We start from the raw sequence: 16,275 nt of genomic DNA, 5'->3' as shown, positions 1-16,275 counted from the left end.
TGAAAACGATCAGAGGGTTGCCCATGACCAGCGCCGAGCTCGCCAGACCCAGCCGCAAGCAGCGTGTTCGCACCCTGTGGATTTCCGACGTCCACCTGGGCACCCGGGACTGCCAGGCCGAGCACCTGTCGCAGTTTCTCAAGGGCTACCACACCGACAAGATTTACTTGGTAGGAGACATCATCGACGGTTGGAAGCTGCGCGGTGGCATGTATTGGCCTCAAGCCCACACCAACGTCATTCGCCGCTTGTTGACCATGAGCAAGCGCGGCACCGAAGTGATCTACGTCACCGGTAATCACGACGAATTCCTGCGACGCTATTCAAAGCTGATCCTGGGCAATATCCAGTTGGTGGACGAAGCGGTGCACGTGACCGCCGATGGCCGGCACTTGTTGGTGATCCATGGCGATCAGTTTGACGTCATCACCCGCTATCACCGCTGGCTGGCGTTCCTCGGGGATTCGGCCTACGAGTTCACCCTCACGCTGAACCGCTGGCTCAACCATTGGCGGGCCCGTTATGGCTACGGCTACTGGTCGCTGTCGGCGTACCTCAAGCACAAGGTCAAGACCGCCGTCAGTTTCATCAGCGATTTTGAAGAAGCCATCGCCCATGAATGCGTCAAGCGCGAGTTGCACGGTGTAGTGTGCGGGCACATCCACCACGCCGAGATGCGCAAGGTGGGCGAAGTGGAATACCTCAACTGCGGCGACTGGGTCGAGTCGTGCACGGCACTGATCGAGCATTGGGACGGGACGATCGAGCTGTATCGACTGGCGGACGCCCAGGCGCGCGAGGCGCTGGTCAAGGCTGAGCTGAAGGTGACCGAGCCTGCCTAGGCCCTTGTGGTTGGCTAGAACGCAACCTTGCCCAGCAACATGTCGCGATACATGACGAAATCGCCAAGCAAGCTATAGAGCGGATGCTGGAAGGTGGCGGGACGGTTTTTCTCAAAGAAGAAATGCCCGACCCAGGCGAAGCCGTAGCCAGCCACCGGCAGGGCGACCCACAGCCACCAGGCACCGACGACAAGGGCCATGGCGAAAATCAGGATGACCAGGGAGGTGCCGATGAAATGCAAGCGTCGGCAGGTGCTGTTGCTGTGTTCGCCGAGGTAATACGGGTAGAACTCGGTGAACGTAGTGAATCGTTTGGTGTTTTCCAAGACGGCGGGCTCTTTGGTTATTATTTTGGCGGCCGGTGTTTCGAACCGCTTACATTCAGTCTAGAGCGTCCACTTGCCACAACCAGTGACAATCAGCGCCAGTCTAGTGTCCTGTCTTACAAATACTGTTCCTTCTGGACGGCGTCTGTTGCCATCATGCTGCGTTGCCGCTCCTCGCCATAGCTGGCTATGACTCGTCGCGGCGCCTTGCCTGACGACAACAGCCACTCGTCCAAAAGGAACGTATTCATAAGACAGGACACTGATATCCTTCGCAAATCCGGCCGTACCCCGCGGCTCGTCATGCAAGTAAACGTCATGAGCGAACGAACGACTTCTTCGAGCTGGGCGATGGGGATTGTCAAGACGTTGGAAATGGATGGCCTGGACTGTCGGGCGCTGTTTAAGCAGTTGGGGTTGGATTATGCGGCGCTGGAGGATCCGGACGCGCGTTTTCCCCAGGACTCGATGACGCGGCTCTGGCAGTTGGCGGTGACGCTGTCGGGTAACCCCGCCATAGGCCTGAACATGGGCAAGGTGGTGCGCCCGGCATCGTTCCATGTGGTCGGTTACGCCTTGATGTCCAGTCGAACGTTGGTCGAAGGGTTTCAGCGCCTGGTGCGTTATCAGCGAATCATCGCCGAAAGTGCCGAGCTGACTTTTCGTCGCCTGGAAGAAGGCTACGGGCTGATCCTGACGGTGCACGGCGACCACCTTGCGCCCACCCGCCAAAGTGCCGAAGCGTCCATGGCTTGTGCGCTGGCCTTGTGCAACTGGTTGACCGGACGCACTTTGCACCCGGTGAAGGCGCTTTTCCAAGGCGCAGAGCCCGTTGACGTTACGCCTTATCAGCAGGTTTTCGGCGCGCCGCTGGTGTTCGATGCGCCCTATGACGCGCTGATTTTCCAGCAGGTCGACATCGAAGCGCCGCTGCCCACGGCGAACGAGGCGATGGCGCTGCTTCACGATCGGTTTGCCGGGGAGTACTTGGCGCGTTTCTCCGAAAGCCGCGTGACACACCAGGCGCGGCAAGTGCTTTGCCGGCTGCTGCCCCAGGGCGAGCCCAAGCGTGACGTCGTGGCGCAGACGCTGCACCTGTCGCAGCGCACCTTGCAGCGGCGCTTGCAGGAAGAGGGCACCAGTTTCCAGAGTCTGCTGGACGACACCCGTCGCGAGCTGGCCGAGCAATATCTGGCGCAGCCGGGCATGACGTTGTTGGAAGTCGCCTATCTATTGGGCTTTGCCGACCCGAGCAATTTTTTCCGCGCTTTTCGTCGCTGGTTCGGGACCACGCCCGGCGAATACCGGGCGCGCAGCGCGACTCCGCTCAGTGACGCCAGAACGCCGGAATACACAATACGAACACCGTAATGATCTCCAGTCGGCCCAACAGCATGCCGCCCGAAAGAATCCATTTGGCCGCGTCCGGCAGCGGCGCGAAGTTGCCGGCCGGGCCGATGGTCTCGCCAAGGCCCGGGCCGACGCCGGATACGGTGCTGGCTGCGCCGGTCAGCGCCGTCATCCATTCCACGCCCAACAGCGACAGCAGCAGGGCGATCACGCAGATGGTGATGGCGAAGAAGAACGAAAACGTCAGGATCGAACGCACGATTTCTTCATCCAGGCGATGACCGTTGTACTTCTGCTTGATCACCGCGCGTGGGTGGATCAGTTGGTTAAGGTTGGCCCGCAGCAGGATGTAGGCGACCTGGAAGCGGAAAATCTTGATCCCGCCGGCGGTCGAGCCCGAGCAGCCACCGACAAAGCCCAGGTAGAAAAACAGCATCAGCGAGAAATTGCCCCACAGGCTGTAGTCCCCCAGGGCGAAACCGGTAGTGGTGACGATCGACGTTACGTTCAGCGCCACGTGTCGCAGCGCCTCGAGCCAATGCAGGTCGGTAGTGATCCAATACCAGGTGCCGAGCACCAGCCAGGTGACCAGCAGCACGCCTAGAAGCCCTTGGACTTGCTGGTCCTTGATCAGCGCCCGACGGTTGCCGCGCAGCGTCGAGACGTACAGGGCAAACGGCAGGCTGCCGAGGATCATGATGACAATGGTCACCCAATGCACGGCCGGTTGGGTCCATTTGGCCAGGGACAGGTCCGAGGTGGAAAAACCGCCGGTGGAAATGGCCGACATCGAGTGGTTGATTGCATCGAACAGGCTCATCCCGGCCCACCACAGGGCCAGGGTGCCGAGGATGGTGATGCCCACGTAGGACGCCACGATCAGCCGCGCCACCATGTGCGAGCGGGGCATGACCTTTTCCGAACGGTCAGACGATTCGGTCTGGAACAGCCGCATGCCACCGATTCGCAACAGCGGCAGGATCGCCACCGCCATGCCGATAAAACCGATGCCACCGAGCCAGTGCAACAGCGAGCGCCACATCAGGATTCCCGGCGACATCGTGTCCAGGCCGCTCAACACCGTGGCGCCGGTGGCGGTGATGCCCGACATGCTTTCAAAGAACGAATCGGTGTAGCTGATGTGCTGGGTCAGCAAAAAGGGCAGCGCGGCGAAGACGCACACCACCAACCAGCTGCTGACGGTCAGCAGGTACATGTCGCGCGGGCGCAGGTGAATATGCTCCGGGCGCCCGGGAAGCACCAGGGCCAGGCCGGCGACAAAAGTGATCATGCTCGACCAGAGGAACGACGGCAGGTCGCTGGTGCGCTCGTAGACTAGCAACGTGGCCATCGGCACGACCATGAAGATCGCCAGGGTGATCAGGAAGATGCCGATGATGAAACCAATGATCCGCAGGGTCGGCAACGCCATGGAGTCCGCTCGGGCTGAAAGGGAAGGGGCGCCATTCTACCTGCGACAGGCGGCATGTAAACCGGCGCCCGCTGCCGCGTGTATCGGAATTTGAACTAACCAACTGACGGTACAAGCCACTAGAATAGCCGAACATTTTTTCCAGGAGGTGGCAGATGCAGGCTCTCGACGCTTTGCTCAACCGTGTTTCCGTCCCGCGCCTGGTGGACCCGGCACCGACTCTCGAACAGCGCGAGGTGATGTTCGCCGCTGCGATGCGCGCGCCCGATCACGGCCAGTTGCGCCCATGGCGTTTCCTCACCGTCGAAGGGCAGGCGCGAAACCGCATGGGTGAGTTGCTGGCCGAAGCGGCCCGCTTCAATGACCCGCTGGTGCCCGAAGCGGTTGTGGAAAAGGCCCTTAATGGCCCGCTGCGCGCGCCACTGGTCGTGGTGGTGGTTGCGCGTCTGCAGGACCATTTCAAGATTCCGAAAGCCGAACAATTGCTGGCGGCCGGCTGCGCGGCCCACGGCATCCTGCTGGCCGCTTATGCCCAAGGGGTAGGTGGCGTGTGGCGTACCGGTGAGTTGGCGTATTCGCCGCATGTGGCGAGGGGGCTGGGCCTTGAAGAGGGGGAAGAGGTGATCGGTTTCCTATATTTGGGTACACCGCAGAAAGAAGCGCGCACGGCGCCGAAGGTGGAAACCGCAGAATTTGTCAGCGAGTGGACAGGCCAGTAGCCCCGCAAGGGCAGCGGATTATTTGAGGCTGGTTTTATCCACTGTGGCGAGGGAGCTTGCTCCCGCTGGGCGGCGAAGCCGCCCCAAATGGAACAACGCTATCTGCCTGGCACACCGCGCCAGGCCTGTTTACGACTGCTGCGCAGCCGAGCGGGAGCAAGCTCCCTCGCCACAAAATCAACGGCCGGCGGTGGTGTTATTTGCAAACCTCGGCAATCGCCTCGGCCAGCGCATCCAGGCGCGTCGCATCGATGCCCGCCACGTTGGCCCGGCCGGTGCCGACCATGTAGACGCTGTGGCGCTCGCGCAACTGCCTGACGTGCTCCGGCGAGAGGCCGGTGTAGGAGAACATCCCGCGTTGTACGCCGATATGGGCGAAGCGTTCACGCAAGCCATGGGGTTCGAGCGCTTCCAGCAGGCCGCTGCGCAACTGAGCGATGCGTTGGCGCATGGCTTCCACTTCATCGGCCCATACATTTTTGAGCTCGGGGTTGCCGAGGATCGTCGCCACCACCGCCGCGCCGTGATCCGGTGGCGTCGACCACAGGTTGCGGGCGATGTTGGCCAGTTGACTGCGAATGTCGAGCAGTTTGTCTGCGTCGCGGGCGCAGACGATCAGCGCACCGGTGCGGTCGCGATAAAGACCGAAGTTCTTCGAGCATGAACTGGTGATCAGCACTTGCGGCAACGCTTCGGCAAACAATCGCACGGCCCATGCGTCCTGTTCCAGCCCGTCGCCAAAGCCCTGGTAAGCGAAATCGATCAATGGCAGCAGGCCGCGGCTGCGAACCACATCCAGCACCTGGCGCCATTGCTCGTGGGTCAGGTCGAAGCCGGTGGGGTTGTGGCAACAGGCGTGCAGCAGCACCACATCCCCTTTTTGCACTTGGCCCAGGGTCGCCAACATTGCCTCGAAATCCAGGCGATTGTCGGCGCCCACATAGGGGTAGTGACTGGCCCTGACGCCCGCGGCGGCGAAGATGGTTTCGTGAATCGGCCAGGTCGGGTTGCTCAGCCACACGCCACGGCCCGGCAGGCATTGGGCGATGAAGTCGGCGCTCAGGCGCAGGGCGCCGGTGCCGCCCGGGGTCTGGGTGGCGCCGACGCGTTTGTCGGCAAGCAGCGGCGAGTCGGCCCCCAGCACCAGTTCATTAATCAATTGGCCGAACGTGGCATCACCGTGACCGCCGATGTAGGTCTTGGTGACCTGGCGATCAACCAGTTTCTGTTCAGCCTGTTTCACCGATTGAAGAATCGGCGTCAGGCCTTGGGCATCCTTGTACACACCGACGCCGAGGTCGAACTTGCCGGGATTGCTGTCCGCCCCGTAGGCCTCCATCAGGCCGAGGATCGGGTCGCCGGGCACACGGCCGATGGCATCGAAATGCATTACTTGCGGCCCTCGGCGGTCATGGCTACGTCATCGGTGCGGGCGGCCATGATGAAGTCGTTGCGGTGCAAGCCCTTGATGGAATGACTCCACCAGGTCACGGTGACCTTGCCCCATTCGGTGAGCAGGCCTGGGTGGTGGCCTTCGGCCTCGGAGATCTCACCAACCGCGTTGGTGAACGCCAGGGCATGCTTGAAATTCTTGAACAGGAAAATTTTTTCCAGTTGCATCACGCCGTCGCGCACTTCGATGTTCCAGTCCGGGATCTGCTTGATCAGGATCGGCAGTTCTTCGTCGCTGACTTGCGGGGCGTCGGCGCGGCAGGCTTCGCAATGGGCTTGGTTCAGAGTGGTCATGGTGTGTTCCCGAATCGAATATTGGAAAACGTCGATGCAGCCACGCTAAAGCAAAGGGGCGTGGCGCAACAGACTCAATTGAAATCAAAAGTAGCGGTTCACGCCGCTTTCGGTGGAAATTTTGGCGCGTGCAGGCCCAGCTCCCGGCCACGCTGGACCATGCCCATGATGTCTTCATGAGCGAGGTCGAACAGGCGCTTGAGCTCGGGCAAGACGAAATACACAGGCTGCAGGATGTCGATGCGATACGGCGTGCGCATGGCTTCCAGTGGGTCGAAGGCCTGGTGTTCCGGCTCGTCCGACAGGCAGTACACGGTTTCCTTCGGGGAAGACAGGATGCCGCCGCCGTAGATGCGCCGGCCTTGCGGAGTCTGGACCAGGCCGAATTCGATGGTCATCCAGTACAAGCGAGCAAGGTAGACGCGCTCTTCCTTGGACGCCTGTAGCCCGAGTTTGCCGTAGGTGTGGGTAAATTCGGCGAACCAAGGATTGGTTAGCAGTGGGCAGTGGCCGAAGATCTCATGGAAAATGTCCGGCTCTTGCAGGTAATCCAGCTCTTCGCGGGTGCGGATAAACGTCGCGACCGGAAACTGTTTGTTGGCGAGCAATTCGAAGAACGTCTGGAACGGAATCAGCGCCGGCACCCGGGCGACTTGCCAGCCCGTGGTCTCGCCCAGCACGTTGTTGATTTCCCCCAGTTGCGGGATGCGGTCGTGGGGCAAGCCAAGCTTGTCGATCCCGTCGAGGTATTCCTGGCACGCGCGGCCTTCGATGACTTTCAATTGGCGGGTGATCAGCGTGTTCCACACCGAGTGTTCTTCGGCGGGGTAGTGGATAAAACCTTGCGCATCGGGCTCGCGAGCCACGTATTGCGTCTGCTTCATGCTGCTCTCCTGCTGTTTTCCTCCGGCGTTTCGAGCCGGCGGAAAGGCTGTTTGTTTTTATGTCCAGCGATGCATTAGAGATAACCCGAAGCAGCATGCGGTGCAGTAGGTTGATTCAGGTTCCTACAAGCCTTTTGGTTAAAATGTGTAAAGTTTTCGTTACGTATTTAGGCGTATCACGGCGTTGTTGGGATTTTCAGCTGTGAAACGTCCTACAGGTGTCACATAATCTTGACGATTATTTGCGCCGCCTCGCAGAAACCTTTGTGCGAGGGAGCTCTTTGTTATCTCAAACACCTGGGCCTTTTTCATGCGCATCAAAGTCCATTGTCAGAATCGCATCGGCATCCTGCGGGACATTCTCAACCTGCTGGTGGAGTACGGCGTCAACGTCGCCCGTGGCGAGGTCGGTGGTGAGCATGGCAACGCGATCTACCTGCACTGCCCGAACCTGATCAACATCCAGTTCCAGGCGCTGCGTCCGAAATTCGAAAGCATCGCCGGGGTATTCGGCGTCAAGCGCGTAGGACTGATGCCCAGCGAGCGTCGGCACATGGAGCTCAACGCCTTGCTTGGCGCCCTCGAGTTTCCGGTGTTGTCCATCGACATGGGCGGCTCCATCGTCGCGGCCAACCGCGCTGCAGCGCAGTTGCTTGGGGTGCGAGTGGACGAGGTACCAGGAATTCCCCTGTCCCGGTATGCCGAGGACTTTGACCTGCCTGAGCTGGTGCGCGCCAACCAGTCGCGCATCAATGGCTTGCGGGTCAAGGTCAAGGGCGACGTGTTCCTGGCGGATATCGCCCCGCTACAGTCGGAACACGACGACAGCGAGGCCATGGCCGGCGCGGTGCTGACCCTGCACCGCGCCGATCGGGTGGGCGAACGTATCTATAACGTGCGCAAGCAGGAGCTGCGCGGTTTCGACAGTATTTTCCAGAGTTCGAAAGTGATGGCGGCGGTGGTCCGTGAGGCCCGGCGCATGGCGCCGTTGGACGCGCCGCTGTTGATAGAAGGCGAAACCGGCACCGGCAAGGAATTGTTGGCCCGCGCCTGTCACCTGGCGAGCCCGCGTGGGCAGTCGCCACTGATGGCGCTCAACTGTGCCGGGCTGCCCGAGTCAATGGCCGAGACCGAGCTGTTTGGCTACGGTCCCGGTGCCTTCGAAGGCGCCCGGGCCGAAGGCAAGCTTGGCCTGCTGGAATTGACCGCTGGGGGAACGCTGTTCCTCGACGGGGTAGGGGAGATGAGCCCGCGCCTACAAGTGAAATTGCTGCGCTTCCTGCAGGACGGATGCTTCCGTCGCGTAGGCAGTGACGAAGAGGTTTATCTGGATGTCAGGGTGATCTGCGCGACACAGGTCGATTTGTCGGAGCTCTGCGCACGGGGAGAATTTCGCCAGGATTTGTACCACCGCTTGAATGTGCTCTCCCTGCACATTCCCCCCCTGCGCGAATGCCTCGACGGCCTCGCGCCGCTGGTGGACCATTTCCTCGACCAGGCCAGTCGCCAGATCGGCTGCCCGCTGCCCAAGCTCGCCCCAGCAGCAGTGGACCGTCTCAGTCACTACCATTGGCCGGGCAACGTCCGGCAGTTGGAAAACGTATTGTTCCAGGCCGTTTCCCTGTGTGACGGCGGAACGGTCAAGGCCGAGCACATCCGCCTGCCGGACTACGGCGTGCGCCAACCCCTTGGCGATTTCTCACTTGATGGTGGGTTGGAGGATATCGTCGGACGGTTCGAGAAAGCCGTGCTGGAGCGCTTGTATTCCGAGCACCCCAGCAGTCGGCAACTGGGTAAGCGCCTGGGGGTTTCCCATACGACCATTGCCAACAAATTGCGCGAATATGAAGTTGGCAAGGAGCCCGGACCGGGCTAGATCAGCTTGGCACAGAAATAGGGTGCCGCTGCCGGATAGGTAAACCTTTGCCTTGCAGCGGCACGACACCGCCGGTTTTTCGTCTTCGATACATCTGCAATATCCCTTCAGGTAGTCCCAAGCCCTTTGTTTACCGGGTCTATCAGCGCCAGAAAAAAGTTGGTCTGCAAATTGCTTAAGGCTGTGCAACACAGCAGTGGACGGCAAACGTCCGGCATGCAGAGGAACGACAGTGGACAAGTACCTTTATGTGGCAATGACCGGCGCCAGCCAAAACGCGCTGGCGCAACGGGCCCATGCCAACAACCTGGCGAACATCTCCACCAATGGTTTTCAGAAAGACCTGGAGCAAGCACGTTCGATGCCGGTGTTCGGCGACAGCTTTCCGGCGCGGGCATTTGCGATGTCCGAGCGTCCCGCCACCGACTTCACCCCGGGTGCGCTGATTGAAACCGGTCGCGACCTCGACGTGGCGGTCAGCGGGCCGGGCTGGATGGCCGTGCAGAACCCCGACGGCGGTGAAAGCTATGTGCGCACCGGCAGCCTCAATGTCGATGCACTGGGTGTCTTGCGGGCCGGCAACGGCATGCCGGTGATGGGCAACGGTGGTCCGATCGCCGTGCCGCCAGAGCAGAAAATCGAGATCGGCCAGGACGGCACCATCAGCATCCGCGCCATGGGCGAAGGCCCGCGTGTGATGGCTGAAGTGGACCGCATCAAGCTGGTCAACCCGGACCTCAAGACCATGACCAAGGGCTTGGACGGTTCGATCCGTTCAAAAGACGGCCAGGCGGCGCCCATCGATGCCAACGTGCAGTTGGTGTCGGGGTTCCAGGAGGCGAGCAACGTCAACGCCGTGGATGAGATGACTTCGGTGCTGGCCCTGGCCAAGCAGTTCGAGCTCCACGTCAAGATGATGACCACCGCCAAAGAAGGCGATGAAGCCATGGCTCGGGTCTTGCAGATCTAACTATTAATTACAGCGTTGCGCCGAAAAACAGGCGTACGAGGAGAATCGAATGCTTCCGGCTCTTTGGGTTGCCAAAACAGGTCTGTCCGCCCAGGACACCAACCTTTCCACTATTTCCAACAACCTGGCGAACGTGTCGACCACGGGTTTCAAACGTGACCGCGCCGAGTTCCAGGACTTGCTGTACCAGGTAAAACGCCAGCCAGGCGCCCAGTCGACCCAGGACAGCGAACTGCCGTCGGGCCTGCAAGTGGGTACCGGTGTGCGCATCGTCGGCACCCAGAAAAACTTCAACGCCGGCAGCCTGCAAACCACCGAGCAGCCGCTGGACATGGCCATCGACGGTCGCGGTTTCTTCCAGATCCTGCAACCGGACGGCACCACGTCCTACACCCGTGACGGTACGTTCCACCTCGATTCCAATGGCCAGATTGTCAATGCCAGCGGTTTCGCCCTGGAGCCGGCCATCATCATCCCGAACGATGCCCAGACCTTCACCGTCGGTCGTGACGGCACCGTGTCCATCACCATTGCAGGCAACCCGGCCTCCCAGGTGATCGGCAACCTGCAGACCGCTGACTTCATCAACCCGGCCGGCCTGCAAGCGGTGGGTAACAACCTGTTCATGGAAACCGCCGCCAGCGGCGCGCCGCAAGTCGGCACTCCGGGCCTGAACGGTTTCGGCACCACGCTGCAGAACACCCTGGAAACCTCCAACGTGAGCACCGTTGAGGAGATGGTCAACATGATCACCACCCAGCGCGCCTACGAGATGAACTCCAAGGTGATTTCCACCGCCGACCAGATGCTCTCGTTCGTTACGCAGAATCTTTAACCGCGTCGTCCGTCATTACGTAGACAGGGCGGCCCCAGGGTCGCCTGCAACACCAAGAGGTAGGGTCATGAAACGCTTCGTATCTGTTCTGGCACTGAGTGGGATTACCGCACTCGCGGGCTGTGTCGCGCCAACGCCACGGCCCAATGACCCGTACTACGCTCCGGTGTTGCCGCGCACGCCGTTGCCGGCAGCCGCCAACAATGGCTCGATCTACCAGGCCGGTTTCGAGCAGAACCTGTACAGCGACCGCAAGGCTTTCCGGGTCGGTGACCTTATCACCATCACCCTGAACGAGCGGACCCAGGCCAGCAAGAACGCTAACTCGCAGGTCGACAAGACCAGCGAGACCAGCGTCGGCCTGACGTCGTTGTTCGGCTCGAGCCTGACCACCAACAACCCGATCGGCAGCAACGACCTGAGCCTCAGTGCCGGTTATGGCGCCGACCGTGCCACCAAGGGCGACAGCAAGTCGGGCCAGAGCAACAGCCTGACCGGCTCGATCACCGTGACCGTTTCCGATGTGCTGCCTAACGGCATCATCGTCGTGCGGGGCGAGAAATGGCTGACCCTCAACACCGGTGATGAACTGGTGCGCATCGCCGGCATGGTCCGCGCCGATGACATCGCCACCGATAACACCGTTTCGTCCACTCGCGTGGCCGATGCACGCATCACCTATTCGGGCACTGGTGCCTTTGCCGATGCAAGTCAGCCAGGTTGGTTCGACCGTTTCTTCCTCAGCCCGAAGTTCCCTTTCTAGGTGGCCCAGTTGAATCTTAAGCGGTTGAACCTCAAGCAGCTGTTGATCGGCGCCCTGGCAATGACGGCAGCCTTCAGCGCTCACGCCGAGCGCCTGAAAGACATCGCCAGTATTTCCGGTGTGCGCTCCAACCAGTTGATCGGCTACGGCCTGGTCGTGGGCCTTAACGGCACCGGTGACCAGACTACCCAGACCCCGTTCACCCTGCAGACCTTCAACAACATGTTGTCGCAGTTCGGCATCAAGGTGCCGGCCGGCTCCGGCAACGTGCAATTGAAGAACGTCGCGGCGGTGTCGATCAGCGCCGATCTGCCGGCGTTTGCCAAGCCCGGCCAGCAAGTGGATATCACCGTTGCCTCCATCGGTAACTCCAAGAGCTTGCGCGGCGGCACCTTGTTGATGACTCCGCTCAAGGGTATCGACGGCAACGTCTATGCCATCGCCCAGGGCAACCTGGTGGTAGGCGGTTTCGATGCCGAAGGGCGCGACGGTTCGAAGATCACCGTCAACGTTCCGTCGGCCGGTCGCATCCCCGGTGGTGCGTCGGTGGAACGTGCGGTGCCGAGCGGTTTCAACCAGGGCAACAGCCTGACCTTGAACCTCAACCGTTCCGACTTCACCACGGCCAAGCGCATCGTCGACAAGATCAACGACCTGCTCGGCCCAGGGGTGGCCCAGGCCATCGACGGCGGCTCGATCCGCGTCACCGCGCCACTGGATCCGAGCCAGCGCGTCGACTACCTGTCGATCCTGGAAAACCTCGAGGTCGATCCAGGCCAGGCGGTGGCGAAAGTCATCATCAATTCGCGCACCGGCACCATCGTGATCGGCCAGAACGTCAAAGTGTCGCCGGCCGCCGTGACCCATGGCAGCTTGACCGTAACCATCACCGAGGACCCGATCGTCAGCCAGCCCGGACCGCTGTCCAACGGCCAGACCGCCGTGGTACCGCGTTCGCGGGTCAACGCCGAGCAGGAAATGAAGCCGATGTTCAAGTTCGGCCCGGGCACTACCCTGGATGAAATCGTCCGGGCGGTGAACCAGGTCGGCGCGGCGCCGGGCGACCTGATGGCGATTCTCGAAGCCTTGAAGCAGGCCGGCGCGTTGCAAGCCGACCTGATCGTGATCTAAGGAAAACGGGCCATGGTGGATATGCGCAAAGGCGCTTTGACCAGCGGGGATTCAGCCTCCTATTCGGATCTGAATCGCCTTAACCAGCTCAAGGTCGGCGACAAGAACAGCGAAGGCAACCTGCGCAAAGTGGCGCAGGAATTCGAGTCGCTGTTCCTCGGCGAAATGCTCAAGTCCATGCGCTCGGCCACCGAGGCCTTGGGCAAGGACAACCCAATGAATACGCCGGAAGCCAAGCAGTACCAGGAAATGTACGACCAGCAGTTGGCCGTTTCCATGTCCCGCGAAGGCGGCGGCATCGGCCTGGCCGATGTGCTGCTGCGCCAGATGTCCAAGAACAAGCCGCTGGCCTCCGGCGAGGCAGCCACGTTGTCGGCCGCCAAGCAGCAAGAGGCGCTGGAAAAAGTCGTCAAGGCACCGGTGCCTACGCCAGTGGCCGCCGGAACGCTGCCCGATGGACCTTTGTCGCGCAGCAACGGCCAGCGTCCGCTCTGGGCTTCGCGGGCCGTGAGCGCGCCGCAAGGGGCCGAGGGTATTCATCGCAACGACATGGAGCTGATCAACCAGCGTCGCCTGGCCCTGCCGCCGAAGCTCGCTGATCGCTTGCTCGCCGGCTTGGTGCCGCCAGCCGCGGTCAACGCCGAAGCCGTCGCCCATAACGTCTTGCCGGATCGCGCCGTGACCGCCGTCAAGCCCGCCACCGGTGAACTGGCCAATGGCGACTGGCTGGCTGCGCTCAAGGCTGCCGAGCCCAAAGGCGACATGCAGGTTTACGGTCGCGCCGTGGCCCAGCCACCGCTGGCACCCGCGCGCAAGGCCTTCCGCGATGCCGATGAATTCGTCGACGCCATGCTGCCGATGGCCAAGGAAGCTGCCGACCGCATCGGTGTCGACCCGCGCTACCTGGTGGCCCAGGCTGCCCTGGAAACCGGTTGGGGCAAATCGGTCATGCGCCAGCCCGATGGCAGCAGCAGCCACAACCTGTTTGGCATCAAGGCCAGCAAGAACTGGACGGGCGATTCGGCGCGTGCCATCACCAGCGAATTCCGCAATGGCGCGATGGTCAAGGAGACGGCCGAGTTCCGTTCCTACGCCTCCTATCGCGACAGCTTCCATGACTTGGTCAACCTGCTGCAAAGCAACAGTCGCTATCAAGATGTCCTGAAGTCTGCCGATAACCCGGAACAGTTTGTACGCGAGTTGCAGAAGGCCGGTTACGCCACCGACCCGAACTACGCCAGCAAGATTTCGAACATAGCCCGGCAGATGACGAGTTACCAAAACTACGCTTCGGCTGGTGCCACCACGACTTTATAAGGTCTGAACCATGAGTTTGCTCAATATCGGGATGTCGGGTCTGTCCGCAAGCCAGACCGCACTGGTGACCACGGGTAACAACATTGCCAACGTCGATACCGCTGGGTATTCGCGTCAGCAGACCGTGCAGACCACCAAGGCGTCGAACCAGTACGGCAACGTGTTCATCGGCTCCGGCACCACCCTGGCGGACGTTCGCCGGGTGTATAACTCGTATCTTGAAGCGCAGTTGAAAACCACCACCTCGCTCAACAGCGACGCGGCGGCTTACCAAGGGCAGATTACCCCGCTCGATTCCCTGTTGTCGGACAGCGGCACCGGCCTCAACGGCGCGTTGACCAAGTTTTTCGCCTCGGTGCAGAACGTCAACGCCAAGCCAGGTGACGATGCATCCCGCCAGTTGCTGCTCAGCGATGCCCAGGCCCTGAGCAACCGTTTCAATTCGGTCGCCAGCCAGTTGACGGAGCAGAGCCAGAACATCAACGGCAACCTGTCGAACATGGTCGACCAGATCAACAGCCTGGCCACCACCGTCGCCCAGTTGAACAAGAAAATCGCCGAAGTCTCCAACGCCGGCGGCGCCCCCAACGACCTGCTCGACGCCCGCAGCGAGACCATTCGCCAACTGTCGACCTTCACCGGCACTCAAGTCGTCGAGAACGGCAGCAGCCTGGACATCTACCTTGGTTCCGGCCAGCCGCTGGTCATGGGCAACATCACCAATAAATTGGAAGCGGTGCCGGACAGGAACGATCCGGGGCGCATAGGCATCCAGCTCAACAGCGGCTCCAGCGTCATGGACCTCACCCAGGTGCTCACCGGCGGCGAAATCGGCGGCCTGATGCGCTACCGCAGCACCGTGCTGGACCCGGCCATGAACGAGCTGGGCCGCGTGGCGCTGGTCGTCGCCGACCAGATGAACAGCATCCAGGCCTCGGGTATCGACAAGAACGGCGCCTTCGGTTCCAACCTGTTCAGCAGCATCAACAGCGCCGCGCAGATGAGCCAGCGCAGTGTCGCCTCGCTGAGCAACAGCGCCGGGTCCGGCAACTTCAACGTGTCGATCGAAGACACCGGCAAGCTGACCACCAACGACTACAAGATCACGTTCACCAGCGGTACCAACTACACCGTACAGCGCTTGCCCGATAACACGCCGATGGGCACGTTCAGCACCACGACCACGCCGCCACCGGTGGTCGATGGTTTCGCCCTGACGTTCGGCAGTGGCCCGGCGGTGGCCGGTGATTCGTTCAAGATCACCCCCACCCGCAACGCGGCGGGCAGCATCAAGACCGAGATGACCGACTCCAAGCGGCTGGCGATTGCCGCGCCGTTGGGCGCCGCCATCACGCCGGGCGGCAGCGGTACGCTGACCATCCCGGCCAGCGGCCAGCCGACGATGACCACGAAGCTGGACATCTACGACGAAGCCACCACCAGCATCATCCAGAACGGCATCAAGAATTCCATGCCGGTCAAAGTGGTGTTCGGCGCGACCTCGACCGACGGCACCAGCCAGGCTTATCAGTTACTCGATGCCAAAGGCGGTACGATCAGCAGCGGCACGATCAAGCCCGGCCAGAGCAACACCCTGAGCCTGAGTGTTCCGCTCAAGGATGCGACGGGTGCCCCAATCATGGATTCGTCCGTACCGCCGGTGCAGCGCACCGTCACGTTCGACATGTCCATCGCTGGCGCGCCTTCCCAAGGTGCCGGCATCGACATCAGCCTCAGCCAGCCCGGCAGCCTGGACAACCGTAATGGTACTGTCCTGGCCGGCTTGCAGACCGCCAAGACCGTGGACACCAACACCGCCAGCAAAGGTATTTCGCTGAACGATGCCTATGGCAAGCTGGTGGAAGGCGTCGGCGCCAAGGCCGCCCAAGGCAAGCTCGACAGCGCCGCCACCGGCGCGATCCTGGACAACGCCAAGAATGCCCGCGACTCGCTTTCGGGGGTGGACCTGGATGAAGAAACCGGCAATCTGGTCAAGTTCCAGCAGTACTACACCGCGTCTTCGCAGATCATCAAGGCTGCGCAGGAAATTTTCAGCACGTTGATCAACAGTCTTTAAGGAGCCG

15 protein-coding genes are annotated in these 16,275 nt (G+C 61.3%); 10 read left to right on the top strand and 5 right to left on the bottom strand.

Features of this window, described 5'->3' with window-relative positions; genetic code table 11:
- Nucleotides 1-23: 23 nt before the first annotated feature.
- Nucleotides 24-842 (top strand): UDP-2,3-diacylglucosamine diphosphatase, encoded by an 819-nt coding sequence (locus tag J3P82_RS18590; protein ID WP_186637248.1) that lies wholly within the window; start codon nt 24-26, stop codon nt 840-842.
- Between the two features lie 14 nt (nt 843-856).
- Here J3P82_RS18590 and J3P82_RS18585 read toward each other — a convergent pair whose 3' ends face one another.
- On the bottom strand, nt 857-1,168 hold the full coding sequence (locus tag J3P82_RS18585) for an Mpo1-like protein (RefSeq protein ID WP_434558127.1): 312 nt from the start codon (nt 1,166-1,168) through the stop codon (nt 857-859).
- Between the two features lie 318 nt (nt 1,169-1,486).
- On the opposite strand from J3P82_RS18585, the gene J3P82_RS18580 reads away from it, so the two are divergent.
- Nucleotides 1,487-2,539 (top strand): AraC family transcriptional regulator, encoded by a 1,053-nt coding sequence (locus J3P82_RS18580; RefSeq protein WP_434558126.1) that lies wholly within the window; start codon nt 1,487-1,489, stop codon nt 2,537-2,539.
- On the opposite strand, the gene J3P82_RS18575 is transcribed toward J3P82_RS18580, so the two are convergent.
- A complete protein-coding gene (locus tag J3P82_RS18575; RefSeq protein WP_434558125.1) occupies nt 2,496-3,950 on the bottom strand; it encodes a TrkH family potassium uptake protein in 1,455 nt (484 codons plus the stop codon). The genes J3P82_RS18580 and J3P82_RS18575 overlap by 44 nt on opposite strands.
- Nucleotides 3,951-4,105: 155 nt before the next feature.
- Between J3P82_RS18575 and J3P82_RS18570 the strand changes: the two genes are divergently transcribed.
- On the top strand, nt 4,106-4,669 hold the full coding sequence (locus J3P82_RS18570) for an NAD(P)H nitroreductase (protein ID WP_434558124.1): 564 nt from the start codon (nt 4,106-4,108) through the stop codon (nt 4,667-4,669).
- 196 nt (nt 4,670-4,865) lie between these two features.
- Here the strand turns inward: J3P82_RS18570 and J3P82_RS18565 are convergent, their stop codons facing one another.
- The 3 genes from J3P82_RS18565 to phhA all read right to left on the bottom strand — a co-directional run bounded on the left by J3P82_RS18565 (nt 4,866) and on the right by phhA (nt 7,299).
- Nucleotides 4,866-6,059, bottom strand: coding sequence for an amino acid aminotransferase (locus J3P82_RS18565; RefSeq protein WP_434558123.1), 1,194 nt, complete (start codon nt 6,057-6,059; stop codon nt 4,866-4,868).
- Nucleotides 6,059-6,415: a 4a-hydroxytetrahydrobiopterin dehydratase gene (locus tag J3P82_RS18560; protein WP_434558122.1), complete on the bottom strand. Its 357-nt coding sequence runs from the start codon at nt 6,413-6,415 to the stop codon at nt 6,059-6,061. The genes J3P82_RS18565 and J3P82_RS18560 overlap by 1 nt, the downstream gene beginning before the upstream one ends.
- Nucleotides 6,416-6,513: 98 nt before the next feature.
- A complete protein-coding gene (gene phhA / locus J3P82_RS18555; protein WP_434558121.1) occupies nt 6,514-7,299 on the bottom strand; it encodes a phenylalanine 4-monooxygenase in 786 nt (261 codons plus the stop codon).
- A 310-nt stretch (nt 7,300-7,609) separates the two neighbouring features.
- Here phhA and J3P82_RS18550 point away from each other — a divergent pair, with 310 nt between their 5' ends.
- From J3P82_RS18550 to flgK, 7 genes are all read left to right on the top strand, one after another.
- Nucleotides 7,610-9,175, top strand: coding sequence for a sigma-54-dependent transcriptional regulator (locus J3P82_RS18550; protein ID WP_434558120.1), 1,566 nt, complete (start codon nt 7,610-7,612; stop codon nt 9,173-9,175).
- A gap of 232 nt (nt 9,176-9,407) precedes the next feature.
- On the top strand, nt 9,408-10,145 hold the full coding sequence (locus tag J3P82_RS18545; RefSeq protein ID WP_434558119.1) for a flagellar basal body rod protein FlgF: 738 nt from the start codon (nt 9,408-9,410) through the stop codon (nt 10,143-10,145).
- Nucleotides 10,146-10,194: 49 nt separating this feature from the next.
- On the top strand, nt 10,195-10,980 hold the full coding sequence (gene flgG, locus J3P82_RS18540) for a flagellar basal-body rod protein FlgG (RefSeq protein ID WP_057448533.1): 786 nt from the start codon (nt 10,195-10,197) through the stop codon (nt 10,978-10,980).
- 67 nt (nt 10,981-11,047) lie between these two features.
- Nucleotides 11,048-11,743 (top strand): flagellar basal body L-ring protein FlgH, encoded by a 696-nt coding sequence (gene flgH, locus J3P82_RS18535; RefSeq protein WP_434558118.1) that lies wholly within the window; start codon nt 11,048-11,050, stop codon nt 11,741-11,743.
- A 60-nt stretch (nt 11,744-11,803) separates the two neighbouring features.
- Nucleotides 11,804-12,874, top strand: coding sequence for a flagellar basal body P-ring protein FlgI (locus J3P82_RS18530; protein ID WP_434563889.1), 1,071 nt, complete (start codon nt 11,804-11,806; stop codon nt 12,872-12,874).
- 15 nt (nt 12,875-12,889) lie between these two features.
- Nucleotides 12,890-14,191, top strand: coding sequence for a flagellar assembly peptidoglycan hydrolase FlgJ (gene flgJ / locus J3P82_RS18525; RefSeq protein ID WP_434563887.1), 1,302 nt, complete (start codon nt 12,890-12,892; stop codon nt 14,189-14,191).
- Nucleotides 14,192-14,201: 10 nt separating this feature from the next.
- Entirely contained in the window at nt 14,202-16,268 is a 2,067-nt protein-coding gene (gene flgK / locus J3P82_RS18520; protein WP_434558117.1) for a flagellar hook-associated protein FlgK, read from the top strand.
- The last annotated feature ends 7 nt before the right edge of the window (nt 16,269-16,275 follow it).

The organism is Pseudomonas sp. Z4-20 (genome assembly GCF_051131955.1).
Lineage (GTDB): Bacteria > Pseudomonadota > Gammaproteobacteria > Pseudomonadales > Pseudomonadaceae > Aquipseudomonas > Aquipseudomonas marvdashtae.
This window is presented reverse-complemented; position numbering and strand designations above follow the sequence as displayed.